The organism is Bacillus sp. GM2, from assembly GCF_056155945.1.
In genome coordinates, this window is sequence record NZ_JBRKSZ010000007.1 from 680,490 (window position 1) to 706,193 (window position 25,704).

The 25,704-nt window shown below is 47.8% G+C and carries 22 protein-coding genes, 1 tRNA gene and 1 other annotated feature; of the genes, 21 read left to right on the forward strand and 2 right to left on the reverse strand.

Translation table 11 applies throughout. The features are described 5' to 3' along the window. Window positions 1-139: 139 nt before the first annotated feature. The 6 genes from ACVC9U_RS04430 (at window position 140) to ACVC9U_RS04455 (ending at window position 4,352) form a co-directional block, all read left to right on the forward strand. Entirely contained in the window at window positions 140-1,249 is a 1,110-nt protein-coding gene (locus ACVC9U_RS04430) for a GerMN domain-containing protein (RefSeq protein ID WP_075752008.1), read from the forward strand. 125 nt (window positions 1,250-1,374) lie between these two features. Continuing rightward, window positions 1,375-2,115 carry a ribonuclease PH gene (gene rph, locus ACVC9U_RS04435; RefSeq protein ID WP_025811024.1) on the forward strand — a complete coding sequence of 247 codons (741 nt, stop codon included), beginning with the start codon at window positions 1,375-1,377 and terminating at the stop codon, window positions 2,113-2,115. 22 nt (window positions 2,116-2,137) lie between these two features. Next, a complete protein-coding gene (locus tag ACVC9U_RS04440; protein ID WP_075752009.1) occupies window positions 2,138-2,728 on the forward strand; it encodes an XTP/dITP diphosphatase in 591 nt (196 codons plus the stop codon). A 16-nt stretch (window positions 2,729-2,744) separates the two neighbouring features. Then, entirely contained in the window at window positions 2,745-3,266 is a 522-nt protein-coding gene (locus ACVC9U_RS04445; protein ID WP_075752010.1) for a YfcE family phosphodiesterase, read from the forward strand. Window positions 3,267-3,385: 119 nt separating this feature from the next. Further along, a tRNA-Arg gene (locus ACVC9U_RS04450) sits at window positions 3,386-3,459 on the forward strand. Window positions 3,460-3,863: 404 nt separating this feature from the next. Beyond that, complete coding sequence (locus ACVC9U_RS04455; RefSeq protein WP_075752011.1) at window positions 3,864-4,352, forward strand: hypothetical protein; 489 nt, start codon at window positions 3,864-3,866, stop codon at window positions 4,350-4,352. Between the two features lie 43 nt (window positions 4,353-4,395). Here ACVC9U_RS04455 and ACVC9U_RS04460 read toward each other — a convergent pair whose 3' ends face one another. Next, the gene (locus ACVC9U_RS04460) at window positions 4,396-4,650 is read right to left on the reverse strand and encodes a hypothetical protein (RefSeq protein ID WP_075752012.1); all 255 of its coding nucleotides are present in this window, start codon (window positions 4,648-4,650) and stop codon (window positions 4,396-4,398) included. Between the two features lie 398 nt (window positions 4,651-5,048). Between ACVC9U_RS04460 and gdhA the strand changes: the two genes are divergently transcribed. Then, window positions 5,049-6,431: an NADP-specific glutamate dehydrogenase gene (gene gdhA, locus ACVC9U_RS04465; protein ID WP_441390149.1), complete on the forward strand. Its 1,383-nt coding sequence runs from the start codon at window positions 5,049-5,051 to the stop codon at window positions 6,429-6,431. A gap of 42 nt (window positions 6,432-6,473) precedes the next feature. Here the strand turns inward: gdhA and ACVC9U_RS04470 are convergent, their stop codons facing one another. Further along, complete coding sequence (locus ACVC9U_RS04470) at window positions 6,474-6,701, reverse strand: hypothetical protein (RefSeq protein ID WP_003184104.1); 228 nt, start codon at window positions 6,699-6,701, stop codon at window positions 6,474-6,476. Window positions 6,702-7,157: 456 nt separating this feature from the next. Between ACVC9U_RS04470 and ilvE the strand changes: the two genes are divergently transcribed. From ilvE to yihA, 14 genes are all read left to right on the forward strand, one after another. Further along, window positions 7,158-8,072, forward strand: coding sequence for a branched-chain-amino-acid transaminase (gene ilvE, locus ACVC9U_RS04475; RefSeq protein ID WP_003184102.1), 915 nt, complete (start codon window positions 7,158-7,160; stop codon window positions 8,070-8,072). A 4-nt stretch (window positions 8,073-8,076) separates the two neighbouring features. Then, window positions 8,077-8,338: a binding site (T-box leader), on the forward strand. A 158-nt stretch (window positions 8,339-8,496) separates the two neighbouring features. After that, window positions 8,497-10,221 carry an acetolactate synthase large subunit gene (ilvB, locus tag ACVC9U_RS04480; protein ID WP_003184100.1) on the forward strand — a complete coding sequence of 575 codons (1,725 nt, stop codon included), beginning with the start codon at window positions 8,497-8,499 and terminating at the stop codon, window positions 10,219-10,221. Continuing rightward, complete coding sequence (gene ilvN / locus ACVC9U_RS04485; RefSeq protein ID WP_085537955.1) at window positions 10,218-10,736, forward strand: acetolactate synthase small subunit; 519 nt, start codon at window positions 10,218-10,220, stop codon at window positions 10,734-10,736. Before ilvB ends, ilvN begins: the two co-directional genes overlap by 4 nt. Window positions 10,737-10,759: 23 nt before the next feature. Further along, window positions 10,760-11,788 (forward strand): ketol-acid reductoisomerase, encoded by a 1,029-nt coding sequence (ilvC, locus tag ACVC9U_RS04490; protein WP_003184095.1) that lies wholly within the window; start codon window positions 10,760-10,762, stop codon window positions 11,786-11,788. Continuing rightward, window positions 11,775-13,331 (forward strand): 2-isopropylmalate synthase, encoded by a 1,557-nt coding sequence (locus ACVC9U_RS04495; protein WP_075752016.1) that lies wholly within the window; start codon window positions 11,775-11,777, stop codon window positions 13,329-13,331. Before ilvC ends, ACVC9U_RS04495 begins: the two co-directional genes overlap by 14 nt. A gap of 27 nt (window positions 13,332-13,358) precedes the next feature. Beyond that, window positions 13,359-14,471, forward strand: a complete 1,113-nt coding sequence (leuB, locus tag ACVC9U_RS04500) for a 3-isopropylmalate dehydrogenase (protein ID WP_075752017.1) — start codon at window positions 13,359-13,361, stop codon at window positions 14,469-14,471. 33 nt (window positions 14,472-14,504) lie between these two features. Further along, entirely contained in the window at window positions 14,505-15,923 is a 1,419-nt protein-coding gene (leuC, locus tag ACVC9U_RS04505) for a 3-isopropylmalate dehydratase large subunit (RefSeq protein ID WP_075752018.1), read from the forward strand. 12 nt (window positions 15,924-15,935) lie between these two features. Beyond that, window positions 15,936-16,535 carry a 3-isopropylmalate dehydratase small subunit gene (gene leuD, locus ACVC9U_RS04510; RefSeq protein ID WP_075752019.1) on the forward strand — a complete coding sequence of 200 codons (600 nt, stop codon included), beginning with the start codon at window positions 15,936-15,938 and terminating at the stop codon, window positions 16,533-16,535. Between the two features lie 130 nt (window positions 16,536-16,665). Further along, a complete protein-coding gene (ddcA, locus tag ACVC9U_RS04515; RefSeq protein WP_075752020.1) occupies window positions 16,666-17,673 on the forward strand; it encodes a DNA damage checkpoint antagonist DdcA in 1,008 nt (335 codons plus the stop codon). Between the two features lie 226 nt (window positions 17,674-17,899). Then, window positions 17,900-19,174: a trigger factor gene (gene tig, locus ACVC9U_RS04520; protein WP_011198167.1), complete on the forward strand. Its 1,275-nt coding sequence runs from the start codon at window positions 17,900-17,902 to the stop codon at window positions 19,172-19,174. Between the two features lie 268 nt (window positions 19,175-19,442). Then, window positions 19,443-20,708: an ATP-dependent protease ATP-binding subunit ClpX gene (gene clpX, locus ACVC9U_RS04525; RefSeq protein WP_003184083.1), complete on the forward strand. Its 1,266-nt coding sequence runs from the start codon at window positions 19,443-19,445 to the stop codon at window positions 20,706-20,708. Window positions 20,709-20,890: 182 nt separating this feature from the next. Next, window positions 20,891-22,546, forward strand: a complete 1,656-nt coding sequence (lonB, locus tag ACVC9U_RS04530; RefSeq protein ID WP_271726749.1) for an ATP-dependent protease LonB — start codon at window positions 20,891-20,893, stop codon at window positions 22,544-22,546. Between the two features lie 218 nt (window positions 22,547-22,764). Continuing rightward, complete coding sequence (lon, locus tag ACVC9U_RS04535; protein WP_009329308.1) at window positions 22,765-25,089, forward strand: endopeptidase La; 2,325 nt, start codon at window positions 22,765-22,767, stop codon at window positions 25,087-25,089. Next, window positions 25,086-25,673 carry a ribosome biogenesis GTP-binding protein YihA/YsxC gene (gene yihA / locus ACVC9U_RS04540; RefSeq protein ID WP_003184076.1) on the forward strand — a complete coding sequence of 196 codons (588 nt, stop codon included), beginning with the start codon at window positions 25,086-25,088 and terminating at the stop codon, window positions 25,671-25,673. The genes lon and yihA overlap by 4 nt, the downstream gene beginning before the upstream one ends. Window positions 25,674-25,704: the final 31 nt, after the last annotated feature.

A 25,704-nucleotide genomic window follows, 5' to 3' on the forward strand; every position in this document is an offset into this window, starting at 1 on the left:
GCAAACGGCAGCTTTTTTTCATGGCCTTTTCTTTTAAAGAAAAGGTTTTTTGTATTCAGAGGGATTTTTTTAAAAAGCGGTCTAATTCAAAAACGGGCTCGTATACATAATAGTACAAACTGCCTTAGGAGGGAAAAGTATGCTGAAAAAAGGAATGAAAGGAATCGCGGTTACGGTTACGGCCTCCGCGCTGCTTCTTTCCGGGTGCGGAATATTTCAGTCAGATCAAGCCTCAGAGGAGATAGATCCGCCGCAGGACATCACATATGTAAAAGAGGAGAAGGAGCAAGACCAAACAGACAAAACCAAAGATAAAACAGAAGACAAAGGCAGCAAAACGACAAGCGACGATAAAGCCGCTCAAACGGGCGATACGGTCATGAGAGAGCTTTATCTCATTGATAAGAACGGCTATGTGACAGCGCAGACGCTGCCGTTGCCAAAGCAGGAAGGTACGGCTAAACAAGCGCTTGAATACCTCGTTGAAGGCGGCCCTGTTTCAAACATCCTGCCAAACGGGTTCAGAGCCGTGCTGCCGGCGGATACCACGGTCAATGTCGATATTAAAGAAGACGGAACAGCGATTGCTGACTTCTCAAATGAATTTAAAAACTATAAAGCTGAAGACGAGCAAAAAATTGTACAGGCAATTACATGGACGTTAACACAGTTTAACTCGATTGATAAAGTGAAGATCCGCATGAACGGCCATGATTTGAAAGAAATGCCTGTTAACGGCACGCCGATTTCAGAAGAACTCAGCCGCGAGGACGGCATTAACCTCGACACGGCGGGTGTGACAGATATAACGGCGACACAGCCGGTCACCGTCTATTATTTGGCTGAATCGGACAAAGGCACATATTACGTTCCTGTAACGAAACGGACATCTGTAAAAGAAAACGACCAGGTGACGGCGGCGGTTAAAGAGCTGACGGAAGGACCGGGCAATAAAAGCGGCCTGCTTTCCGATTTCCAGGGCGATGTCAAGCTTGAAAACGAGCCGAAAATTGAAGACGGCCATGTGACTCTCGACTTTAACGAAGCGATCTACGGGAGTGCCGACGGCGAGAAGAAAGTGATATCGGATGAAGTGTTAAACAGTATTGTGCTGACATTAACCGAGCTGCCTGATGTGAAAAGTGTGTCGGTTACTGTGAACGGAAAATCCGAGCTCGTCAATGAAAAAGGAGAAAAGCTTTCCAAGCCGGTTTCAAGACCGAGCAAGGTGAACACAGGTAGTTTTTAAGCAGAGATTTTTGATATACTATAGAAAAAGAGGTAAGCGATTAAAGCTGCCTCTTTCTTTATTCAGCTTTTTGGAAGAGCAGAATGATTGTGAAAGGTTTATGTACATACAATCGGAGGTAAAAAATGAGATACGATGGAAGAGAAAACAATGAACTGCGCCCTGTCACAATGGACCTCGACTTCATTACGCATCCCGAGGGATCGGTCCTGATCACAGTCGGCGGGACAAAGGTGATATGCAACGCGTCTGTGGAAGACCGTGTACCGCCCTTTTTGAGAGGAGAAGGGAAGGGCTGGATCACCGCGGAATACAGCATGCTCCCGCGGGCCACGAACCAAAGGACGATCAGGGAATCGTCAAAAGGGAAAATCTCCGGGCGGACGATGGAAATTCAACGGCTGATCGGACGAGCTCTGCGGGCGGTCGTTGATTTGGAAAAGCTCGGTGAGCGGACGATCTGGATCGACTGCGACGTCATTCAGGCTGACGGAGGCACGAGAACTGCGTCGATCACCGGAGCATTTACGGCCATGGCGCTTGCCGTCGGAAGACTTGTCGAAAAAGGCGCGCTGAAGGCGATGCCGATCACTGACTTTTTGGCTGCCACTTCGGTGGGAATCGATAAGGAAAAAGGATTGATCCTTGATTTGAACTACCAGGAAGATTCTGCAGCAGAGGTGGATATGAACGTCGTCATGACAGGCGAAGGCCGCTTTGTCGAACTTCAGGGAACAGGAGAGGAAGCGACATTCTCAAGAAGTGAATTGGACGGGCTTTTAGAACTGGCTGAAAAAGGGATCGCCGAACTCATCGAAAAGCAGAAAGAAGTGCTCGGCGACGTTGCATCAGCCATTCAACAATAACATGAGAAAGGCTTGATACAAGATGAAAGAAGTCATCATTGCCACGAAAAACGAAGGGAAAGTCAGGGAATTCAAAGCGATGCTCGAACCGAGAGGCTACGATGTCAAATCTCTACTGGACATCGGCTATACGCCCGAAATCGAAGAAACCGGGCAGACGTTTGAAGAAAACGCGGTGATTAAAGCGGAAACGATTTCGAAAGAAACCGGTAAAATCGTGATTGCCGATGACTCAGGCCTGTCTGTCGACTACCTCGGCGGCAGCCCCGGCGTATACTCGGCCCGCTATGCAGGAGAAGAGAAAAACGATCTCGCCAACCTGAAAAAGCTATTGAAAGAGCTTGAAGGGGTGGAAAAAGAAGACCGCTCCGCGAGGTTCAGATGCGCGCTCGCATTATGCACTCCAGGGCAGGAAACGAAAACGGTCGAAGGTTCTGTGGAAGGGTACATTACCGAAGAGCCGCGCGGCACAAACGGCTTCGGCTACGACCCGGTTTTTCTCGTCAAAGACAAAGATCAAACGATGGCCGAGCTCTCAAGCGGCGAAAAGAACAAAATCAGCCACAGAGCGGAAGCGCTGAAAAAACTGTCCGCTCTATTGGACCAAGCGTAAAGGAGGAGGGCCGATCATGAAGGTTCTGATTGTCAGCGACAGCCACGGCCTTGAAGACGAACTGGAAATGATCGCTGAGCGGCACGGAAAGGAAACAGATCTCATCATCCATTGCGGGGATTCCGAATTGGATCCTTCCCATCCCGCGCTTTCCTCTTACTTAACAGTAAAAGGAAACTGCGATTTTTACGGGGAGTTTAAAGACGAAATTGTCGTTCCCGTCGGATCGAAAAAGCTTTTTTTCACACACGGGCATTTATACGGCATTAAACAGTCGCTTTTAAATGTATACTACCGCGCTGAAGAACTCGGCGCCGATATCATCTGTTTCGGCCATTCCCACATCGCAGGAAGCGAACTGATGGACGGAAAACTGCTGATCAACCCCGGCAGCATCCGCCTTCCGCGGGTGCGGAAAGAAAAAACTTATGCTATACTAAACATTGACAAAGACAATGCAACGGTCCGCTATTATGACTTGGACGGCCGGGAAGTCGAAAGCCTGACGAACCACGTCCAACTGCCAGCACATTCATGAGGAAGAATTTTTTTCTTCCTCGTGAAGAAAAAAATTCTAAAAAGTTGTTGACTTTATGTCCCGATCCGCATATAATAAATCTTGTCGCTGATAGTTAAAGCGAAACAAAACAACATCATGTCCCAGTAGCTCAGCTGGATAGAGCAACGGCCTTCTAAGCCGTCGGTCGGGAGTTCGAATCTCTCCTGGGACGTCACTGAAAAAAGCCTCAAACTTCTTGGTATACAAGAGTTTGAGGCTTTTTTGTTTACTTGGAACTTGCGTTCTGTTTTGGGGTTGAAATGTGTTTTGGGAGCGGATTGGGAGCAGATTTAAATTTTCGAATTTCATTGAAACTCCTTTATCTTATTGGATATCCTGTTAAAATACACTCTCCATCTTCCCCTTTTAGGAATGTTTTTCATATATAACAAATTGGGTGTACCTAATCCTCTTTCTATACTTCTTCCAAGAACATCTCCATTTGTATCTTGAGGTGAGAGTAGTTCTCTGAATGGCCTTTTTCTTCAAACAACAACATCCTAAAAATCCCCTTTCATTATTTCAAACAAAATGAAAAAGATAAAGGGTGTGATCAATTTTAAGGAGGATGTTGTCATGACAAAACAACAGCAAAATCAGCAGCAAAAGCAGAAACAACAAAAACAAAAGCATGAGCAGCTGCTCGGGGCCAACATTACGGATACCGAACTTGCTCAGGAATTCGGAAATATCCAGCAGCAGCTTGCCCAGCTGGAGCAAACTGTTAATCAAATGGGGTCACAGCAGCAGCAGGGCCAAAGCGGCCAGCAGAGCTCTCAATTGAGCCAGGGCATCAATCAGCTGAAGCAGCAAATTCAGCAGTTCAGCTCACAATCTCAGCAGCAGATGCAGCAGACGGATCAGCAAATTCAGCAAAGCATTCAGCAGGCTGTTCAGCAGCTAAATCAGGCTCTTCAAGGAATCCAGACAAACCAGGCTATGAACCAAATGAGCCAGGCACTTCAGCAGGCGCAGCAATCATTTAACCAGCAAGGACAGCAACAGGGGCAGCAAAACCAACAAAACCAGCAGCAAAATCAAAATTTCCAGCAGCCCCTTCAATAAAAAGCTGTAAAGAGCCGTTTAGCACGGCTCTTTTTTATATCGGTCATTCCTCGTTTTGATCCTTTTCGTCATGGGTTGGATGCGCCCCGGGGTACTGTCGCGGCATTCCTTGGTGGAGATTGCGGAATTCATATGTGAAATTGCTGTAGTACTGCTGGCCTTCCTTCCATGACGTGTTTTTGTTTTCAACAGGCTTGTCTTTGCCTTGGGCAGCTCCATACGCTCCTTCAGGAAATTCTTCTGCCGTTAAAAAGTTTCTTTGTGTTTCAACGTTCGACAGTTCTTTTTTGTCGTCCATCAGATCACCCCTGTTTTAGTTTTATTGTTGCCATGAAAAAGAAGAGCTATGTGTTTTCGTTTTGTGCAGTAGGATTCATTTTAAGAACGGGATAAGATGCTCATTTTCTGCCGAGAGTACAACGGGCAAATGCGCCGATCACAACGAAAAGCACAGAAAGAACCTTTCGGATGTTATGGTATTTTGTGGTTTATTGGTCCTTTTCTCCTCAGCTTTTAAAAACTATTCTTCTATCTTAATACCCGCCTATTCTCGCTTTTTGTTATACATCTCAATTCAGCAATGGTTTAATCTGTTTTCCAGATTGATGTAAATGGGGAATTGGTTATAAAATTTACCATGATAGAAAATCTTACAAGTGCGTTCTGCTTTTATTTTAGAAAGGGAGCTGAAGAAAGGTGCATACGCTAGAAAAAATGGAGGAAACAAATTTCCAGACGGCGAGAGATTATGTGACAAAAGCATACGAGACAGTGCGGAAGCGAAATCTTCACGAAAGCGAATTTCTTCAAGCTGTCAAAGAAATTTTCGATTCCCTCGTCCCTGTATTAGCAAGGCATCCAAAGTATATCGAACACCGCATTCTTGAGAGGATCGCAGAGCCGGAACGGATGATCACCTTCAGGGTGCCGTGGGTCGATGATGAAGGCAATATCCGGGTTAACCGAGGGTTCCGGGTTCAATTTAACAGTGCAATCGGTCCGTATAAAGGCGGCATCCGCTTTCACCCTTCTGTGAACGCGAGCATTATTAAATTTTTGGGTTTTGAGCAGATTTTTAAAAATTCTTTGACCGGACTGCCGATCGGAGGCGGAAAAGGCGGGGCTGATTTTGATCCGAAGGGCAAATCGGACAGGGAGATTATGAGTTTTACGCAGAGCTTCATGAATGAACTGTACAGACATATCGGACCGGACACGGATATCCCTGCCGGCGATATTGGTGTCGGAGCAAGGGAAGTCGGGTTTATGTTCGGACAGTATAAAAAGATTCGGGGCCGCTATGATGCAGGCGTGTTAACAGGCAAAGGCCTTGAATACGGGGGCAGTTTAACGAGGAAAGAAGCGACAGGGTACGGTCTGGTTTATTTCGTGGAAGAAATGCTGAAGGATCAGGGGCTGCGCTTTGAAAACAGCACCGTTGTCGTCTCCGGTTCAGGGAATGTGGCGCTGTACGCGATGGAAAAAGCCGCTCAATTCGGTGCGAAAGTGGTGGCCTGCAGCGATTCTGACGGCTATGTCTATGACGAAAAAGGCATCTGTCTTGAGACGGTGAAGCGGCTCAAAGAAGACGGGAACGGAAGGATTCGCGAGTATGTCAGCGAGCATCCGGAAGCACACTATTTCGAGGGATGTACCGGCATTTGGTCTATTCCATGCGATATCGCGCTTCCGTGCGCGACCCAGAACGAAATTGACGAAGAGGCGGCCGAAGTGCTCATTTCAAATGGGGTCAAAGCTGTCGGAGAAGGAGCAAATATGCCGTCTGAAGAGGGCGCCGTCAAACGCTTTTTGGATGCGGGAGTTCTATTCGGACCGGCTAAGGCTGCAAATGCCGGCGGTGTAGCCGTTTCAGCGCTCGAAATGGCGCAGAACAGCGCACGGCTTCACTGGACGGCGGAAGAAACGGATGCGAAGCTCAGGGCGATCATGGCTGATATTTACAAGAGAAGCGTTGAAGCGGCTTCAGAATACGGACGGCCCGGAAATCTGCTCGACGGCTGCAATATAGCCGGATTTATCAAAGTGGCGGATGCGATGATCGCTCAGGGAGTCGTTTAACGGTAAAAAGAGAGAGCATGATGCCCTCTCTTTTTTTGTGCTTTATTCATTGTCTCTGAATCCACCGGTAAAGGCGTGTACAGCCGGAACGGAAATTCCCGGGTAGCCGATGCCGAATCCGAGCGTCGGAGTGGTGAACACCCCGCCGTACGGATAATAGGTATATGGCCCGTGTGCTGAAGGATTATAGACATAAGTAACCGGGTAGCCGAAGTATCCCGGGTATTGGCGCACGCGGGGAACAGAGTGCGCAGGAAATGTGCGGTACATCATATTCACCTGTTTCTTTTTGATTAACACCAGTTTATGTAAAAAATCGTAAAATGGAGTCTGTACATATATGTGGCAAAAAATCTAACCGGCGGGGATGAAATTATAAAAAATTGTCGGGATAAAATCTAACAAAACTGTATAAAACGCCAGTTTTTTTATGTAATCTTTATAGATTACATAAAAAATTTTAAATTGTTTTTCAATTTTACATTTCCTTTTATATCAATCATGTAAGCGTATACAAATAGATTGATTAATCAAAATTGTCTAATAATTTTAAAAAATACGGTTGACACTGCATGTAAAGGGGCGTAATATGAGTTCAAACAAAAGAACAAATCACTTGAAAACTTTTCATCTTTCCCGGGAATGACAGCGGGAAAACGGGTTCCCGCATCATCAATTTTTAACCGTTTAAAGCGTTCATTTACAACAGAAAGGTGTGCTTGAGGGATGGGGGACCAGAAAGACCAGTGGATCTTCCTAAACGACAAACTCGTTAAAAAAGAAGACGCTAAAATATCAGTCTATGATCACGGATTTTTATACGGGGACGGCGTGTTTGAAGGGATCAGGGTATACGACGGCAACATCTTCAGAATGCAAGAGCACATGGACCGCCTCTACGATTCTGCGAGATCGATCATGCTGGAGATTCCATATCCACAGGAAGAACTGACACAGCACGTACTCAAAACAGTCGAAAAAAACGGGCTGAAAGACGCTTACATCCGCTTGGTCGTTTCAAGAGGAGCAGGTGACCTCGGACTCGATCCAAACAATTGTTCAAACCCGAGTGTCATCATAATTGTCGAACCATTGGCAATATTCCCGAAACATTTATATGAAACGGGGATTGACATTGTTACGGTTCCGACAAGAAGGAACAGACCCGATGTGCTGAGCCCTAAAGTAAAATCGCTGAACTACTTAAACAATATTCTTGTCCGGATCGAGGCGCATATGGCGGGTGTGACGGAAGCGCTCATGCTCAATGATCAAGGCTATGTCGCCGAAGGGTCTGCGGATAACGTATTTATTTATAAAAACGGAAAGCTCTTGACGCCTCCGGGCTATATCGGAGCGCTTGAAGGAATCACCCGGAATGCCATCATCGAAATAGCGCGAGAGCTCGGCTATGAAGTGAAAGAAGAGCCGTTTACCCGCCATGACGTATACACAGCCGAGGAAGTGTTTTTAACCGGAACGGCTGCAGAAGTCATCGCGGTCGTAAAAGTTGACGGCCGCAAGATCGGGGACGGCAAACCGGGAGTCCACACAAACCGGATGCTTGAAAAGTTCCGCGAGCGCGTCGTCCGTGAAGGGTTAAAAGTCAGCCTCAAAGATCAAAGCTTAAGTGTCAGCTGAATAAAGATAAACGTTGAAGAGGATAAGTAGCAGCGGAAACGCCGCCTGCAGAGAGCCGGGATTGCTGGGAACCGGTGACGGCCTCCGCTTGTGAACTCCCCTCTGAGTGTCAGTCTGAACGATTTCCATGTTTAGTAGGGCTGGCCGGGTGAACATTACGAAGGTTCACTCGTTATTAAACCGGATAAGCGATTATCCATAAGGCGGCTTTCAAAAGCCGCGAACAAGGGTGGTACCGCGGAAAGAAAAGCCTTTTCGCCCCTTTGGCCTGCAAGGTGTGCAGCGTCAACAGTGGGCGGGAAGGCTTTTTTTAGCTGCAAAAGCAGATTGGATACATGCTTTGCGGCACATATATATTGATTATTTTTTGAAAAACAATTGTGAATGAACAGTGATGATGATCACTTGATAAGGAGGAAGAAAAATGGGGACGAATGTACAGTTGGATGCTGAAAATGCCCAATGTACACAAACAATGGCAGGGGCGTCAATGCTGATCGAGGCTTTAAAACAGGAAAATGTTGAAGTGATCTACGGGTATCCGGGCGGTGCGGTCCTGCCGATTTATGACAAACTCTACGGATCGGGAATGTTTCATGTGCTGACGCGCCATGAACAAGGCGCCATCCACGCAGCCGAAGGATATGCAAGGATTTCCGGGAAACCGGGTGTCGTCATCGCTACATCCGGACCGGGAGCGACCAACCTTGTAACGGGTCTGGCCGACGCGATGATCGATTCATTGCCTCTCGTCGTATTCACCGGTCAGGTTGCGACATCGGTTATCGGATCTGACGCATTCCAAGAAGCGGACGTCATCGGAATTACGATGCCGATTACAAAGCACAGCTACCAGGTACGCAATGCCGAAGATTTGCCGAGAATTATTAAAGAAGCATTCCATATCGCAACAACAGGAAGACCGGGCCCCGTTTTAATCGATATTCCTAAAGACATCGCCGTTGTAGAAGGAGAATTCCGCTATGACCACGACATTCACCTTCCGGGCTATCAGCCGACGAAGGAACCGAATTATCTGCAGATCAGAAAGCTTGTGGAAGCGGTCAGTGCAGCGAAAAAGCCGGTTATTTTAGCGGGTGCGGGCGTCTTGCACGGGAAAGCGTCAGAAGAATTAAAAAATTATGTCGAACAGCAGCAGATTCCGGTGGCACATACGCTGTTAGGCTTGGGAGGATTTCCGGCCGATCATCCGCTTTTCCTCGGGATGGCCGGAATGCACGGAACGTATGCGGCCAACATGGCTCTGTATGAAAGCGATCTGTTAATCAGCATCGGTGCCAGGTTTGATGACCGGGTCACAGGGAACTTGAAGCATTTTGCAAAATATGCGAAAGTCGCTCACATTGACATCGATCCGGCTGAAATCGGCAAAAACGTTCATACGCACATTCCGGTTGTCGGCGACAGCAAGCTTGTACTGACGGAGCTGATCAAGCAAAACGGCAAGCCGAGCGCTTCTGATGAGTGGAAAAAGCAGCTTGCGGCATGGAAAACCGAATATCCGCTCTGGTATGAAGAAAATGAAACAGAAGGATTCAAACCGCAGAAGCTGATCGAATATATCCACCGCTATACAAAGGGCGAAGCTATTGTAACAACAGACGTCGGACAGCATCAAATGTGGGCCGCGCAATTTTATCAGTTCCAAAAAGCCGACAGATGGGTCACTTCCGGCGGGCTCGGCACAATGGGCTTCGGACTTCCGGCGGCAATCGGAGCACAGCTTGCGGATAAGGATGCGACGGTTGTATCGATACTCGGCGACGGAGGATTCCAGATGACGCTGCAGGAGCTGTCTGTTATTCACGATCTGAACCTTCCGATCAAGGTCGTGGTCTTAAACAACCGCTGCCTCGGAATGGTCCGGCAATGGCAGGAAATCTTTTACGATGAGCGCTATTCGCACTCCAAGTTCACATCACAGCCTGATTTCATCAAGCTGTCTGAAGCTTACGGCATCAAAGGCGTCCGAATCACATCCGAAGAAGAAGCGGAAGAAAAGCTGGAAGCGGCGCTAACGTCGAATGAACCGATGGTCATTGATGTTCAAGTTGCACAAGCTGAAAAAGTATTTCCAATGGTTGCGCCTGGAAAAGGGCTGCACGAAATGGTGGGGGTGAAACCTTGAAAAGAATCATCACGCTGACGGTTTTGAACCAAAGCGGCGTCTTAAACAGAATCACAGGGTTGTTTACAAAACGGCATTACAACATTGAAAGCATTACGGTCGGCCACACCGAAACCGCGGGAATTTCCAGAATCACGTTTGTCGTTCATGTGGCAGATGGAAAAGAAACGGAACAGCTGACAAAACAATTAAACAAGCAGATTGATGTACTGAAAGTCACGGACATTACGAATCAATCGATCGTCCAAAGAGAGCTGGCGTTAATCAGGGTGGTTTCCCCTCCGTCGAGCAGGACGGAAATAAACGGCGTCATCGAACCGTTTCGGGCGTCTGTCGTCGATGTCGCAAAAGACAGCGTCGTGATTCAAGTGACAGGGGAATCGAGCAAGATCGAAGCCCTGATCGAACTATTGAAACCATACGGGATTAAAGAGGTAGCCAGAACAGGCACCACGGCCTTTGCGAGGGGAACTCAGCAAAAGCCGGCCTCTATTAAAACAATATCTATTGTATAAATCATAAAAAGGGAGAGATTGAAATGGTAAAAGTATATTATAACGGTGATATCAAAGAAAACGTATTAGCAGGCAAAAAAGTAGCGGTGATCGGATACGGCTCACAAGGCCATGCGCACGCACTGAACCTGAAAGAAAGCGGAGTGGACGTCATTGTCGGCGTCAGAAAAGGGAAATCCTTTGCAAAAGCAGAGGAAGACGGCCATCAAGTTTTCACGGTAAGAGAAGCGGCAGAACAGGCCGACATCGTCATGGTGCTTCTTCCGGATGAACAGCAGCAAAAAGTGTATGAAGCGGAAATTAAAGACGGACTTCAAGCTGGCAATTCACTTGTATTCGCCCACGGATTCAACGTTCATTTCCATCAGATCGTGCCTCCGGCGGATGTTGACGTATTCCTTGTCGCTCCTAAAGGACCGGGACATCTTGTCAGAAGAACGTTTGAACAAGGTGCGGGGGTTCCGGCGCTGTTTGCGATCTATCAGGATGTGACAGGGGAAGCGAAAGACAAAGCCCTTGCTTATGCTAAAGCGATCGGCGGCGCAAGAGCCGGTGTTCTTGAAACAACATTTAAAGAAGAAACTGAAACCGATCTTTTCGGAGAACAGGCGGTGCTGTGCGGAGGATTGACTTCCCTTGTCAAAGCCGGGTTCGAAACGCTGACAGAAGCGGGCTATCAGCCTGAACTCGCATACTTCGAGTGTCTGCACGAGCTGAAGCTCATCGTCGACTTGATGTATGAAGAAGGTTTGGCAGGGATGAGATATTCGATTTCCGACACAGCGCAGTGGGGAGACTTCGTATCAGGTCCGCGCGTTGTCGATGAGAAGGTAAAAGAATCAATGAAAGAAGTATTGAAAGACATCCAAAACGGTACATTCGCAAAAGAGTGGATCGTCGAAAACCAAGTCAACCGTCCGCGTTTCAACGCCATCAATGCAAGCGAAAACGAACACCAAATCGAAGTGGTCGGCAGAAAGCTTCGCGAAATGATGCCGTTTGTCAAGCAGGGCAAGAAAAAGGAAGCGGTGGTAGCCGGTGCGAAAAATTAACTTTTTTGATACGACACTCCGTGACGGTGAACAGTCGCCGGGCGTTAATTTAAACACGCAGGAGAAGCTGGCGATCGCCCAGCAGCTTGAAAAACTCGGGGTCAACATTATGGAAGCGGGCTTTCCCGCTTCATCCCCCGGGGATTTCAATGCAGTAAAAGAAATCGCAAGGACGATTAAAAACTGTTCGGTAACAGGGCTTGCCCGCTCTGTCAAAGGAGATATCGACTCGGCGTGGGAAGCGCTCAAAGACGGAGCTGAACCAAGGCTTCACATTTTTATCGCCACTTCTGACATCCATTTAAAATATAAGCTGAAAAAAACGCGCGAACAGGTTCTGGAACAGGCGGTCGCAATGGTGAAATACGCCAAAGAACGCTTCCCGATCGTCCAGTGGTCTGCCGAAGATGCGTGCCGAACCGACCTTCCGTTTTTAGCCGAGTTCGTCAGCGAAGTGATCGCCGCGGGAGCGGACGTCGTCAATCTTCCGGATACGGTCGGTTATTTAGCGCCCGCCGAGTACGGAAATATCTTCCGCTATATTAAAGAAAATGCCCGCAATGCTGACAAAGTCACGCTTTCAGCTCATTGCCACGATGATTTAGGCATGGCTGTCGCCAACTCTTTGGCTGCGATTGAAAACGGAGCGGATCAAGTCGAATCGGTCATCAACGGCATAGGCGAAAGAGCAGGGAACGCCTCTCTTGAAGAAATCGCCGTCGCCCTTTATCTCAGAAAAGATTTCTACCAGGCGGAATCAACGATTCAGCTGAATGAGATTAAGCGGACAAGTGATTTAGTGAGCAAACTGACCGGCATGGCCGTGCCGCGGAACAAAGCGGTCGTCGGCGATAATGCCTTTGCCCACGAATCAGGCATTCACCAGGACGGTTTCTTAAAAGAAAAAACAACATATGAAATTATTTCTCCGGAGCTTGTCGGCGTGAAAACGGATGCGCTTGTGCTCGGAAAGCATTCAGGGCGCCACGCATTTAAAGATAAGCTGCAAAACCTCGGATTCCAGTTTGGAGAAGAAGAAATCAATAAATTTTTTAACATCTTTAAAGAGCTTACCGGCAAGAAAAAGGAATTTACGGATGAAGATCTCATCTCGCTGATTCTCGAGGAGAAAACGGCAGACCGCAAAATCGGCTATGAATTTATTTCACTGCAGGTTCATTACGGCACCTCGCAGGTTCCGACAGCAACGGTTTCCCTTAAAGATCAGGAAACGGATCAGATCATCCAGGAAGCGGCGACCGGAGCGGGTAGCGTTGAAGCGGTGTACAACACGCTGAAGCGCTGTATGGATAAAGAAGTCCAGCTCCTTGATTACCGGATTCAATCCAATCGCAAAGGACAGGATGCATTCGCGCAAGTATACGTCAGGGTGATGATCGACGGAAAAGAATCCGGAGGACGCGGAGTCGCCCAGGATGTTCTCGAAGCATCTGCCAAAGCTTACTTGAACGCAGTGAACCGCTATCTCGTATTGAAGACGAATACCGAAGGATTGTCAAAACAGGCGGCTGTAGGATCATAACAGTAATAAGGAAGGAGTTTGTTGAATTTGAAAAAACGAATCGCACTTTTGCCCGGTGACGGAATTGGTCCCGAAGTATTGGACGCGGCTGTTGATGTGCTGAAAAGCGTTGCTGAACATTATCAGCATGAATTCGAATTTGAATACGGCCTGATCGGCGGAGCGGCAATTGATGAGGCGGGAGCGCCGCTTCCCGAGGAAACTGTCGCCGCCTGCAAAGCTGCGGACGCCATTTTGCTCGGAGCAGTAGGCGGGCCGAAATGGGATCAAAATCCTTCTGAGCTGAGGCCTGAAAAAGGGCTGCTCGCCATCCGCAAGCAGCTCGATCTTTTTGCCAATCTGCGGCCTGTTAAAGTATTTGAAAGCCTTGCGGGGGCTTCTCCGTTAAAAACCGAATATATCGAAGGTGTTGACTTTGTCATCGTACGCGAGCTGACGGGCGGCTTGTATTTCGGAAAGCCGAGCGAGCAGTACGTCAATCAGAACGGCGAGGAAGAAGCCGTTGACACGCTGTTTTATAAAAAGTCGGAAATGGAAAGGGTCATCAGGGAGGCCTTCCAAATGGCGCAGAGACGAAAAGGCAAAGTGACCTCCGTTGATAAAGCGAACGTCCTTGAGTCAAGCAAACTATGGCGCAAGACGGCGGAAGAAGTAGCGAAAGAGTTTCCTGACGTCAAGCTTGAGCACATGCTCGTCGACAATGCAGCGATGCAGCTCATTTACGCGCCTGGACAGTTTGACATTATCGTGACTGAAAACATGTTCGGCGATATTTTAAGCGATGAAGCATCGATGCTGACCGGATCGCTCGGCATGCTGCCGTCGGCAAGCTTATCAAGCTCCGGACTTCATCTATATGAACCTGTGCACGGTTCGGCTCCTGATATCGCGGGACAGAACATTGCCAATCCGCTTGCGGCAATCTTGTCCGCGGCGATGATGCTCAGGACGTCATTCGGTCTTGAAGCTGAAGCGAAAGCTGTTGAACACGCAGTCGATCAAGTTCTCCGGGCAGGTAAGCGGACGAAGGACCTGGCAAAAGGATCGGAGCATTCCACGACTCAATCGATTACAGGGGAAGTAAAAGCTGCGCTGGCAGACGACAATGCCATTTCAAACATCATGACCGCTTACGTTTAAGGAAAATGGATATTGGTAGAGGGAGGAAGAAAGATGATGCCTCGAACGATCATCGAAAAAATTTGGGATCAACACGTGATTAAAAAAGGTGAAGGGAAGCCTGACCTTCTCTATATCGATCTGCATCTGATACACGAGGTAACGTCACCCCAGGCCTTTGAAGGCCTTAGGCAAAAGAACAGAAAAGTCAGACGGCCTCAAAATACGTTTGCCACAATGGACCACAACATTCCGACTGTCAATCGGTTTGAGATTAAAGATGATGTCGCCAAACGGCAGGTCAGTGCGCTCGAACGGAATTGCGAAGAATTCGGCATCCGCCTCGCAGACTTGTCAAGCGTCGACCAGGGGATCGTCCATGTCATCGGGCCTGAACTGGGGCTGACGCTGCCGGGCAAAACGATCGTTTGTGGAGACAGCCATACATCTACACACGGAGCGTTTGGCGCGCTCGCTTTCGGGATCGGAACGAGCGAGGTCGAGCACGTCTTGTCAACGCAGACGCTTTGGCAGCAAAAACCGAAGACGCTGGAAATCCGTGTTGACGGCAAACTGCAAAAAGGAGTGACGGCTAAAGACGTCATTCTGGCGGTCATCGGAAAATACGGGGTTAAATTCGGTGCGGGTTATGTCATTGAATATACCGGCGAAGTATTCCGAAACATGTCGATGGACGAACGGATGACGGTGTGCAACATGTCAATCGAAGCTGGGGCAAGAGCCGGATTGATTGCACCGGATGAAACAACATTTGAATATGTCAAAACGAAAAAATATGCGCCAAAAGGCGAAGAGTTTGAGAAAGCTGTAGAAGAGTGGAAGAATCTGAGAACCGATCCGGGGGCGGTCTACGACCGGACGATCGTGATGGACGGAAGCTCCATTTCGCCGATGGTGACGTGGGGCATCAACCCCGGCATGGTGCTGCCGGTTGATGAAGCGATTCCGGGGCCTGAGGCATTCTCGCAGGAAGACGATAAAAAAGAAGCGCAGCGCGCATATGAATATATGGGTCTTGAACCATATAAAAAAATCGAGGATATTACAATTGAGCACGTCTTTATCGGTTCATGCACCAACTCGCGCATGACAGATCTTCGCCAGGCGGCTGAAATGATAAAAGGCCAAAAAGTCGCTGACGGTGTCAGGGCGATCGTCGTTCCCGGCTCGCAAAGCGTCAAAATTCAAGCTGAAAAAGAAGGGCTTCACGAGATTTTCATCGAAGCGGGCTTTGAATGGAGAGAATCGGGATGCAGCATGTGTTTGAGCATGAACAACGATGTTGTCCCCGAAGGAGAGCGCTGTGCTTCCACTTCCAACCGCAATTTTGAAGGCAGGCAGGGCAAAGGGGCCAGGACGCATCTCGTCAGCCCGGCGATGGCTGCGATGGCCGCGATTCACGGACGCTTTGTCGATGTCAGAAAATATTACCAAGAGACAACAGCTGTATAGAGGAGTGACAAGATGGAGCCATTAAAGACCCATACCGGAATAGCGGCGGTGCTAAACAGAATCAACGTAGACACGGACCAGATCATTCCGAAGCAATTTTTAAAGAGGATCGAAAGAACGGGGTACGGACGTTTTGCTTTCTTTGACTGGAGGTATTTGGATAACGGCGATCCCAACCCTGATTTTGAGCTGAACCGGCCGGAATACAAAGACGCTTCAATTTTAATCGCCGGCGAAAACTTCGGCTGCGGCTCTTCAAGGGAACACGCGCCATGGGCGCTTGACGACTACGGATTTAAAATCATTATCGCGCCGTCTTTTGCCGATATCTTTCACCAAAACTGTTTTAAAAACGGCATGCTGCCGATCCGCCTTCCTTATGAGACGTGGAAAGAGCTTGCTGAACAGTATGAGTATCAATCTTTGCCGATGACTGTCGATCTCGAAAAACAGACGATAACAGACCACGCCGGGCAGCAGATTGCCTTTGAGGTCGATCCGCATTGGAAAGAGATGCTGCTGAACGGTTACGATGAAATTTCTTTAACATTGCTCCTTGAAGAAGAAATCGAACAATTTGAGAAACAGAGAAGTTCTTGGCTGCAAGCATAAAAAAGCTGTCCGATGTAGATCGGAGGCTTTTTTTTGCTGGCGGAAGCATACTGCCGCCGGTTCTTTCTTGTGTTTAGCGGGCCGGGTTGATACACTTGTTAAAAAATAAGTGCCTGAAAGGAACTTAGAAATGAAGCATGACAAGAAAAACTCGAAGATCATCCCGTTCCCGAACGTTAAGGAGCGTTTAGTGCACAAAGGGATGGCCGCGCTCAAAGAAAAGAATTACCACGAAGCGCTCAGGCTGTTTTCTGAAGCGAAGCGCTATGATGACGAGGAATCGGATATTTACCTGGGAATGGCCATCTGCCTGCTGGAAATCGGCGAGCTTGAAGAAGCGAAAGGCATCTGCGAAAAAATGCTGAAAGAAGGCCACGGCCATTATTTTACCGTTTTACAAGTCTATATGACGATTTTAATCCAGCTCAGACAATACGAAAAAGTAAAAGAAACGATTGAAGCTGTACTCGAAGAAAACAAGCTGCCTCCTGAAAGCGCGGAACAGTTTTATAAACTGCTTGATTTCAGCCGCAAGATGACGGAAGACCCCAGACCTGAGGACATCACCGAAGACCTTCCCGAGACGGAGGAGGTTGATCAGGAAAGGCTTTTGAATGACACGGAAGAGCAGGTTAAGCTTCTTCACGGACTGAAGGACCGCAATCTGACAAGCTATATCGGCTTGTTGAAAACGATTCTGCAAAATCCGAGCGCGCATCCTGTCGTAAAAACGATGATTCTTCAGCTTTTGGCCGAGTCAGACCATGAAAAGCCGACGCTTGTCGCAAAATTTGGCGATTCGATGACAATTAATCCGACAGAGACGGTCAAGCCGGATGATATGCCGATATTAAAGCATGTTCTGAGCGTGCTCGATGACACGCTGGGGAATGAAAATCCCACGCTGTACCAAGCGGTCGAAGAGCTGTGGAGAAGACATATTTACGTCCTCTACCCGTTTCAGCCGAAATACTCAAACCGCGAGCTCTGGGCTGCCGCGCTGCATAAAGTCGGATACGAGATGCACGGGATCGACATCGATAAAGAGGAGCTTCATATTCTCTATGAATTCAATGACAGACAGCTTGACGAGGCCTGCGCGCTCATCAAAGACATAGAAGAAATTTCTTATTTGTAAATGTTGAAAGCAGCGGGCATTGTGTTATAATATAGTGGTTGCATTTGTGAAAAACGGAAGCTGTTCCGTTTGCCGCTTAAGGTTCATTATTTATCTTTGTATACATAATGATGGCTGTCAGAAACACATGAGCTGCACACAGTCGGCAGCTTGCGATGGACGTAGCCGTTTGCTTGTTTTAAAATGGAAAACCGACACAACCTGAATAGATTTTGGAGGGAAACACATGTCAGTAAAATGGGAAAAGCAAGAAGGAAACGAAGGCGTTTTAACGGTTGAGGTAGATGCCGATACCTTTAATAAAGCCCTTGATGATGCATTTAAAAAAGTCGTAAAGCAAGTATCCATTCCTGGATTCCGCAAAGGGAAAGTGCCGCGCGGTTTGTTTGAACAGCGTTTTGGCGTTGAGGCGCTTTATCAGGATGCGCTGGACATCCTGCTTCCTGTCGAGTATCCGAAAGCGGTAGAGGAAGCGGGCATTGAGCCTGTTGACCGTCCGGAAATCGATGTGGAAAAAATCGAAAAAGGCGAAAACCTGATCTTCACTGCGAAGGTAACGGTTAAGCCTGAAGTGAAACTTGGCGAATACAAAGGCCTTGGCATTGAAAAAGACGATACTGCCGTAACGGATGAGGACGTTCAAAACGAACTTAAGTCTCTCCAAGAGCGCCAGGCTGAACTCGTTGTAAAAGAAGACGGCAAAGTTGAAGAAGGGGACACTGTTGTTCTTGACTTCGAAGGATTCGTAGACGGCGAAGCATTCGAAGGCGGAAAAGCGGAAAACTATTCCCTTGAAGTCGGTTCAGGCTCTTTCATCCCGGGCTTTGAAGATCAGCTTGTCGGACTTGAAGCCGGTGCTGAAAAAGACGTTGAAGTGACATTCCCAGAGGAATACCACGCGGAAGAGCTTGCGGGCAAACCTGCGGTATTCAAAGTGAAAATTCACGAAATCAAAGCGAAGGAGCTTCCTGAGCTTGATGACGAGTTTGCGAAAGATGTCGACGAGGAAGTTGGAACGCTTGCCGAGCTGACTGAAAAAACGAAAAAACGTCTCGAAGAAGCAAAGGAAAACGAAGCGGACGCTAAACTTCGCGAAGAGCTTGTCTTGAAAGCAGCTGAAAACGCTGAGGCTGACATTCCTCAAGCGATGATCGACACAGAGCTTGACCGCATGATGAAAGAATTCGAACAGCGTCTGCAAATGCAGGGCATGAACCTTGAGCTTTACTTCCAATTCTCAGGACAGGATGAAAACGCGCTGAAAGAGCAAATGAAAGAGGATGCTGAAAAACGCGTGAAATCCAACCTGACACTGGAAGCGATCGCCAAAGCGGAAAACCTTCAAGTCACTGACGAAGAAGTCGAAGAAGAGCTTTCTAAAATGGCTGAAGCATACAACATGCCTGTTGAAAACATCAAACAAGCAATCGGTTCTACAGACGGAATGAAAGAGGACTTAAAAGTTCGCAAAGCAATTGATTTTCTTGTAGAAAACCGTTAATATGTTTCATAATCATACTTTATATAAAACAGGGCGCGAATGTTTCGTGCCTTGTTTTATACAATTTTGACTTATCATCTTTTCTTTGGGAAAGGATAGATAATGTCGTTTTGATCAACATACATATTGAATATGCCGGACGGCAAACACAACGTTATCGCCTTTTTGGAAAGTGTGGTAAAATGCAATACATAATGGAACGAATGTTTTCAAGCGATGTTTCTTTTAACGAAGAAACAGGAATGACAAGGATATAAGGGGTGAAAGAATGTTTAAATTCAACGAGGAAAAAGGACAATTGAAATGCTCGTTTTGCGGTAAAACACAAGATCAGGTACGCAAGCTTGTCGCCGGACCAGGCGTATATATATGTGACGAGTGCATCGAACTTTGCACTGAAATTGTAGAAGAGGAACTCGGCTCTGAAGAAGAAGTGGAGTTCAAAGATGTTCCGAAGCCAAAGGAAATCCGCGAGATTCTTGATGAATACGTCATCGGCCAGGACCAGGCAAAAAAATCCCTTGCCGTGGCCGTCTACAATCATTACAAGCGGATCAATTCGAACAGCAAAGTCGACGACGTCGAGCTGTCAAAAAGTAACATTTCCATGATCGGACCGACTGGAAGCGGAAAAACGCTTCTTGCTCAAACGCTTGCCCGCATCCTGAATGTGCCGTTCGCCATTGCGGATGCCACGTCGCTTACTGAAGCAGGCTATGTCGGTGAAGATGTGGAGAACATTTTGCTTAAGCTGATCCAGGCAGCTGACTACGATGTTGAAAAAGCGGAAAAAGGCATTATCTACATCGATGAAATCGATAAAGTGGCCAGAAAGTCCGAGAACCCTTCGATTACACGCGATGTATCAGGCGAAGGCGTTCAGCAGGCATTGCTTAAAATTCTTGAAGGTACGGTTGCCAGCGTTCCTCCACAAGGCGGAAGAAAGCATCCTCATCAAGAGTTCATCCAAATTGACACAACCAACATCCTGTTCATTTGCGGCGGAGCTTTTGACGGAATCGAGCAGATCATCAAGCGCCGTCTCGGCCAGAAGGTCATCGGCTTCGGCTCTGACAACAAGCATGAAGACCTTGAAAAAGAAGCGCTTCTTTCCAAAGTGCTTCCGGAAGACTTGCTTCGCTTCGGGCTGATCCCTGAATTCATCGGCCGTCTCCCGATCATCGCAAGCCTTGAGCCGCTGGATGAAAAAGCGCTGGTTGAAATTTTAACAAAACCGAAAAACGCGCTTGTTAAACAATATAGAAAAATGCTTGAATTGGATGATGTGGAGCTTGTGTTTGAAGACGAAGCGCTCACAGAAATCGCTAAAAAAGCAATTGAACGTAAAACAGGAGCACGCGGACTTCGTTCCATTATCGAAGGAATCATGCTCGACGTGATGTTTGATCTGCCGTCTCGCGAGGATATTGAAAAATGCGTGATCACAGGCAAAACCGTCACTGACGGCGAACCGCCGCGTCTCATTATGAAAGACGGCACGGTCGTCAATAAAGACAAAAAAACTTCAGCATAATGCAGAGAACCTCCTGGCCTAAAGGAGGTTCTTTTTTTGCATCCGGAAACCGTCGGCATCCCGGAGCAGAGTGACGGCTTCAAAAGCAAAATAATCCCTTTCTGTACGTTTATTCCCTCCCTGATCAGGAAATACTATCTGACATACTAAAGATACGAAACCATTTCAGGAGGGACCATCAGTTGAGCTGGACGAGCATTGCACTTTTTGTACAACTATTTTTCGGGATCATCATCGGATTATATTTTTGGAATTTGCTCAAAAATCAAAGAACCCAAAAGGTTACGATAGACAGAGAGTCCAAAAAAGAGATGGAACAGCTCCGGAAAATGAGATCAATCCATTTATCAGAACCTTTATCGGAAAAGGTGAGGCCGACGGCTTTTAAAGACATCGTCGGCCAGGAGGACGGCATTAAAGCGCTGAAAGCCGCCCTTTGCGGACCGAATCCGCAGCATGTCATTATTTACGGCCCTCCAGGTGTGGGAAAAACGGCAGCTGCAAGGCTTGTCCTTGAAGAAGCGAAAAAGAACAAGCGCTCACCGTTCCAGGAACATTCCGCCTTTGTCGAGCTTGACGCGACAACGGCCCGTTTCGACGAGCGGGGAATCGCCGACCCGTTGATCGGTTCGGTCCACGATCCGATTTATCAGGGCGCCGGAGCGATGGGGCAGGCCGGAATTCCCCAGCCAAAGCAGGGAGCCGTCACGCATGCACACGGTGGAGTATTATTCATCGATGAAATCGGAGAGCTTCATCCGATTCAAATGAATAAAATGCTGAAGGTGCTCGAAGATCGGAAAGTTTTTTTGGAAAGCGCCTATTACAGTGAAGAAAACACGCAAATCCCCAAGCATATTCACGACATTTTTCAAAACGGGCTGCCGGCGGATTTCAGACTGATCGGCGCGACGACAAGGATGCCTGATGAAATCCCGCCTGCCATTCGGTCGAGATGTTTGGAAGTGTTCTTCCGCGACCTTGAAAAGCACGAATTAAAAACGGTCGCCAAAAAAGCGGCAGATAAGATTCAAAAGAAAGTCGCAGAGGAAGGACTCGACCTGTTGACGCGGTATGCGAGAAACGGCCGCGAAGTCGTCAATATGATGCAAATCGCCGCCGGAATGGCTTTGACTGAAGAGCGCGACGAGGTGACGGTTGAAGATATCGAATGGGTGATCCATTCGAGCCAGCTGACACCGAAATACGAACAAAAAATCGCCTCTAAACCGCAGGTCGGCATCGTCAACGGACTTGCCGTCCACGGGCCTAACAGCGGTTCGCTGCTCGAAATTGAGGTCACAGTCAATCAGGCGGCTGATAAAGGATCGATTAATATCACAGGCATTGCAGAAGAAGAGAGTATCGGCAACCAGTCAAAATCGATCCGCCGGAAAAGCATGGCGAAAGGATCGGTCGAAAACGTCATGACTGTATTGCGGACAATGGGAGTCAAAGCTTCGGATTATGATATTCACGTGAATTTCCCCGGCGGTATCCCGGTTGACGGACCATCTGCAGGGATTGCAATGGCGGCGGGCATATTCTCCGCTATTCATAAGATTCCGATAGACCATACTGTCGCCATGACGGGTGAAATCAGCCTGAACGGCCGGGTAAAGCCGATCGGCGGCGTGATTCCGAAAATCAAAGCGGCCAAGCATGCGGGGGCAAAAACAGTCATTATTCCGCACGAAAATGTTCAGTCGATTTTAAAGCGGATAGAAGGCATACATATCGTTCCCGTCAAAACCTTGCAGGAAGTACTCGACCTCGTATTGGTCAACCCTCCTTCAGAAATGCCCGACGGCGTTCAAATGAAAAGAGAATCCGTTTAAATCCCCATCGTTTCAGATGGGGATTTTTTTCGGGGCGGTTTCTCCGAAGCCGGGAGCCGGCATGTTTTCTTAGCGGAGGACATCTTTTCCTTTTTCAGAACTGAAAGAAAGGGTATACTACAGGAGACCCTTTTTATTTCGCCGGGCTTACAATTGTACAGGAATAAAAAAAGTATATTATAATGGTTCATACTAAAGTTACGGAGGTGTCAGTCAAAATGGCAGATGAAACGAAACGAAACATCCCGCTCCTCCCTTTAAGAGGTTTACTCGTCTATCCGACGATGGTTTTGCACCTTGACGTCGGGCGTGAAAAGTCGGTTCAGGCACTTGAACAGGCGATGATGAATGACCATATGATCTTTTTGGCAACGCAAAAGGACATATCCATAGACGAACCGGATGAAGACGAGATTTTTACATTCGGAACCTATACGAAAATCAAGCAGATGCTCAAGCTGCCGAACGGAACAATCCGCGTTTTGGTGGAGGGGTTGCAGCGCGCCCGCATTCTTGAGTACCATGACTTAGATGAATATACGTCTGTAAAAATCGAGCGAATCGATGAAGAGACTGAAAAAGATGTTGAAGATGAAGCACTCATGCGCACATTGCTTGACCACTTCGATCAATACATAAAGATTTCGAAAAAAATATCGGCGGAAACATTTGCCGCTGTGACAGATATTGAAGAGCCGGGAAGAATGGCCGATATTGTCGCCTCCCACCTCCCGCTCAAGCTGAAAGACAAGCAGGAAGTGCTGGAAACGATCGATGTCAAAGCCAGATTGAACAAAGTAATCGACCTGATTCACAATGAAAAAGAAGTCCTTGAGATTGAAAAGAAGATCGGGCAGCGCGTCAAGCGTTCAATGGAAAGAACACAAAAGGAGTATTACCTGCGCGAGCAGATGAAAGCCATCCAAAAAGAACTTGGCGATAAAGAAGGAAAAACGGGCGAGGTCCAAAAGCTGACCGAAAAAATCGAGCAGGCCGGAATGCCTGACAATGTGAAAGAAACCGCGCTTAAAGAGCTGAACCGGTACGAAAAAATTCCGTCCAGCTCAGCTGAAAGCTCTGTCATCCGCAATTATATCGAATGGCTTATTTCTCTCCCATGGAACGATGCAACAGAAGACAGGCTGGATTTAAAGCTCGCCAGTCAAATTCTCGATGAAGAACACCACGGCCTTGAAAAAGTGAAGGAGCGGGTTCTCGAATATTTGGCTGTCCAGAAGCTGACCCGCTCGTTAAAAGGACCGATCTTATGCTTGGCCGGCCCTCCGGGTGTTGGAAAAACCTCTCTGGCGAAATCGATCGCCAAATCGCTCGGACGCAAATTCGTCCGCATTTCCCTTGGCGGCGTGAGGGATGAATCTGAAATCCGCGGTCACCGCCGCACATATGTAGGCGCCATGCCGGGCCGCATCATTCAGGGGATGAAAAAAGCAGGCAAGAACAATCCCGTATTCCTTTTGGACGAGATTGACAAAATGGCGTCGGATTTCAGGGGAGATCCCGCTTCAGCGATGCTGGAAGTGCTCGATCCTGAACAAAACCATACGTTCAGCGACCATTATATTGAAGAGACATTTGACTTATCAAAGGTTTTGTTTATCGCAACCGCGAACAACCTGGCCACAATCCCCGGCCCGCTCAGAGACCGCATGGAGATCATCACGATCGCCGGCTATACGGAAGTGGAAAAGGTCGAAATCGTCAAAGACCATCTGCTTCCAAAACAGCTGAAAGAACACGGTTTGAAAAAATCCAATCTGCAAATACGGGAGCAGGCTGTCCTGGACGTCATTCGCTATTATACGAGGGAAGCCGGCGTCAGAAATCTTGAACGCCAAATTGCAGCGATATGCAGAAAAGCGGCGAAGCTGATCGTATCAGGGGAAAGAAAAAGAATTACGGTCACAGACAAAAACCTTGAAGACTATTTAGGAAAAAGAATGTTCAGGTACGGACAGGCTGAGCTCGACGATCAGATCGGCGTTGTCACAGGTCTTGCCTACACGACGGTCGGCGGTGATACGCTGTCCATCGAAGTGTCTCTTTCCCCCGGGAAAGGCAAGCTCATTTTGACCGGAAAGCTCGGCGATGTCATGAGAGAGTCGGCGCAGGCCGCATTCAGCTATGTCCGTTCAAAGGCGGAAGAGTTGAACATCAGCCCTGATTTTCACGAAAAACACGATATTCACATTCACGTGCCGGAAGGAGCCGTTCCGAAGGACGGCCCATCCGCGGGGATCACAATGGCGACGGCTCTTGTCTCGGCGCTGACGGGCCGACCTGTTTCGCGAAATGTCGGCATGACCGGCGAAATCACGTTAAGAGGCCGCGTTCTTCCGATCGGCGGCTTGAAGGAAAAGGCGCTCGGCGCACACCGTGCCGGCTTAAAGACTGTCATTATGCCGAAAGATAATGAAAAAGACATTGAGGACATTCCAAACAGCGTGCGGGAAGGCTTGACCTTCATTCCCGTCGCTCACCTGGACGAAGTTCTAAAGCATGCGCTAGTAGGAGAAGAGAAATGAAAGTAACGAAATCAGAGATTGTCATCAGTGCGGTGAAACCCGAGCAGTACCCTGAAGGGGGACTGCCGGAAATCGCCCTTGCAGGGAGATCTAATGTCGGAAAATCGTCATTCATCAATACAATGATCAACCGTAAAAACTTAGCGAGGACATCTTCAAAACCGGGCAAAACACAGACATTAAACTTTTATATCATTAACGATGTCCTTCACTTTGTCGATGTGCCCGGCTACGGATTTGCAAAAGTCTCCAAAACGGAGCGCGAGGCTTGGGGCCGTATGATAGAGACGTATTTGACATCCCGCGAAGAACTGAAAGCGGTCGTTCAAATCGTCGACCTCAGGCATGCTCCTTCACAGGATGATGTGATGATGTACGACTTTTTAAAGCATTATGAAATTCCTGTGATCGTGATTGCGACAAAAGCGGATAAAATCCCTAAAGGCAAATGGGAAAAGCATGCCAAAGTCGTCAAAGAGACGCTTAATATAGAAAAAGAAGACCGGCTCATATTGTTTTCCTCCGAAACGAAAAAGGGTAAACAAGAAGCATGGTCGGCGATCGAGCAAATGATCGCGAGATAAAAGAAAAAGCACTTGCGGGATTGATGCAAGT

Coding starts and splice junctions, on each gene's coding strand:
- ACVC9U_RS04430 (WP_075752008.1), top strand. CDS start 140: ATGCTGAAAAAAGGAATGAAAGGAATCGCGGTTACGGTTACGGCCTCC.
- rph (WP_025811024.1), top strand. CDS start 1,375: ATGAGATACGATGGAAGAGAAAACAATGAACTGCGCCCTGTCACAATG.
- ACVC9U_RS04440 (WP_075752009.1), top strand. CDS start 2,138: ATGAAAGAAGTCATCATTGCCACGAAAAACGAAGGGAAAGTCAGGGAA.
- ACVC9U_RS04445 (WP_075752010.1), top strand. CDS start 2,745: ATGAAGGTTCTGATTGTCAGCGACAGCCACGGCCTTGAAGACGAACTG.
- ACVC9U_RS04455 (WP_075752011.1), top strand. CDS start 3,864: ATGACAAAACAACAGCAAAATCAGCAGCAAAAGCAGAAACAACAAAAA.
- ACVC9U_RS04460 (WP_075752012.1), bottom strand. CDS start 4,650: ATGGACGACAAAAAAGAACTGTCGAACGTTGAAACACAAAGAAACTTT.
- ACVC9U_RS04470 (WP_003184104.1), bottom strand. CDS start 6,701: ATGTACCGCACATTTCCTGCGCACTCTGTTCCCCGCGTGCGCCAATAC.
- ilvE (WP_003184102.1), top strand. CDS start 7,158: ATGGGGGACCAGAAAGACCAGTGGATCTTCCTAAACGACAAACTCGTT.
- ilvB (WP_003184100.1), top strand. CDS start 8,497: ATGGGGACGAATGTACAGTTGGATGCTGAAAATGCCCAATGTACACAA.
- ilvC (WP_003184095.1), top strand. CDS start 10,760: ATGGTAAAAGTATATTATAACGGTGATATCAAAGAAAACGTATTAGCA.
- leuC (WP_075752018.1), top strand. CDS start 14,505: ATGATGCCTCGAACGATCATCGAAAAAATTTGGGATCAACACGTGATT.
- leuD (WP_075752019.1), top strand. CDS start 15,936: ATGGAGCCATTAAAGACCCATACCGGAATAGCGGCGGTGCTAAACAGA.
- ddcA (WP_075752020.1), top strand. CDS start 16,666: ATGAAGCATGACAAGAAAAACTCGAAGATCATCCCGTTCCCGAACGTT.
- tig (WP_011198167.1), top strand. CDS start 17,900: ATGTCAGTAAAATGGGAAAAGCAAGAAGGAAACGAAGGCGTTTTAACG.
- clpX (WP_003184083.1), top strand. CDS start 19,443: ATGTTTAAATTCAACGAGGAAAAAGGACAATTGAAATGCTCGTTTTGC.
- lon (WP_009329308.1), top strand. CDS start 22,765: ATGGCAGATGAAACGAAACGAAACATCCCGCTCCTCCCTTTAAGAGGT.
- yihA (WP_003184076.1), top strand. CDS start 25,086: ATGAAAGTAACGAAATCAGAGATTGTCATCAGTGCGGTGAAACCCGAG.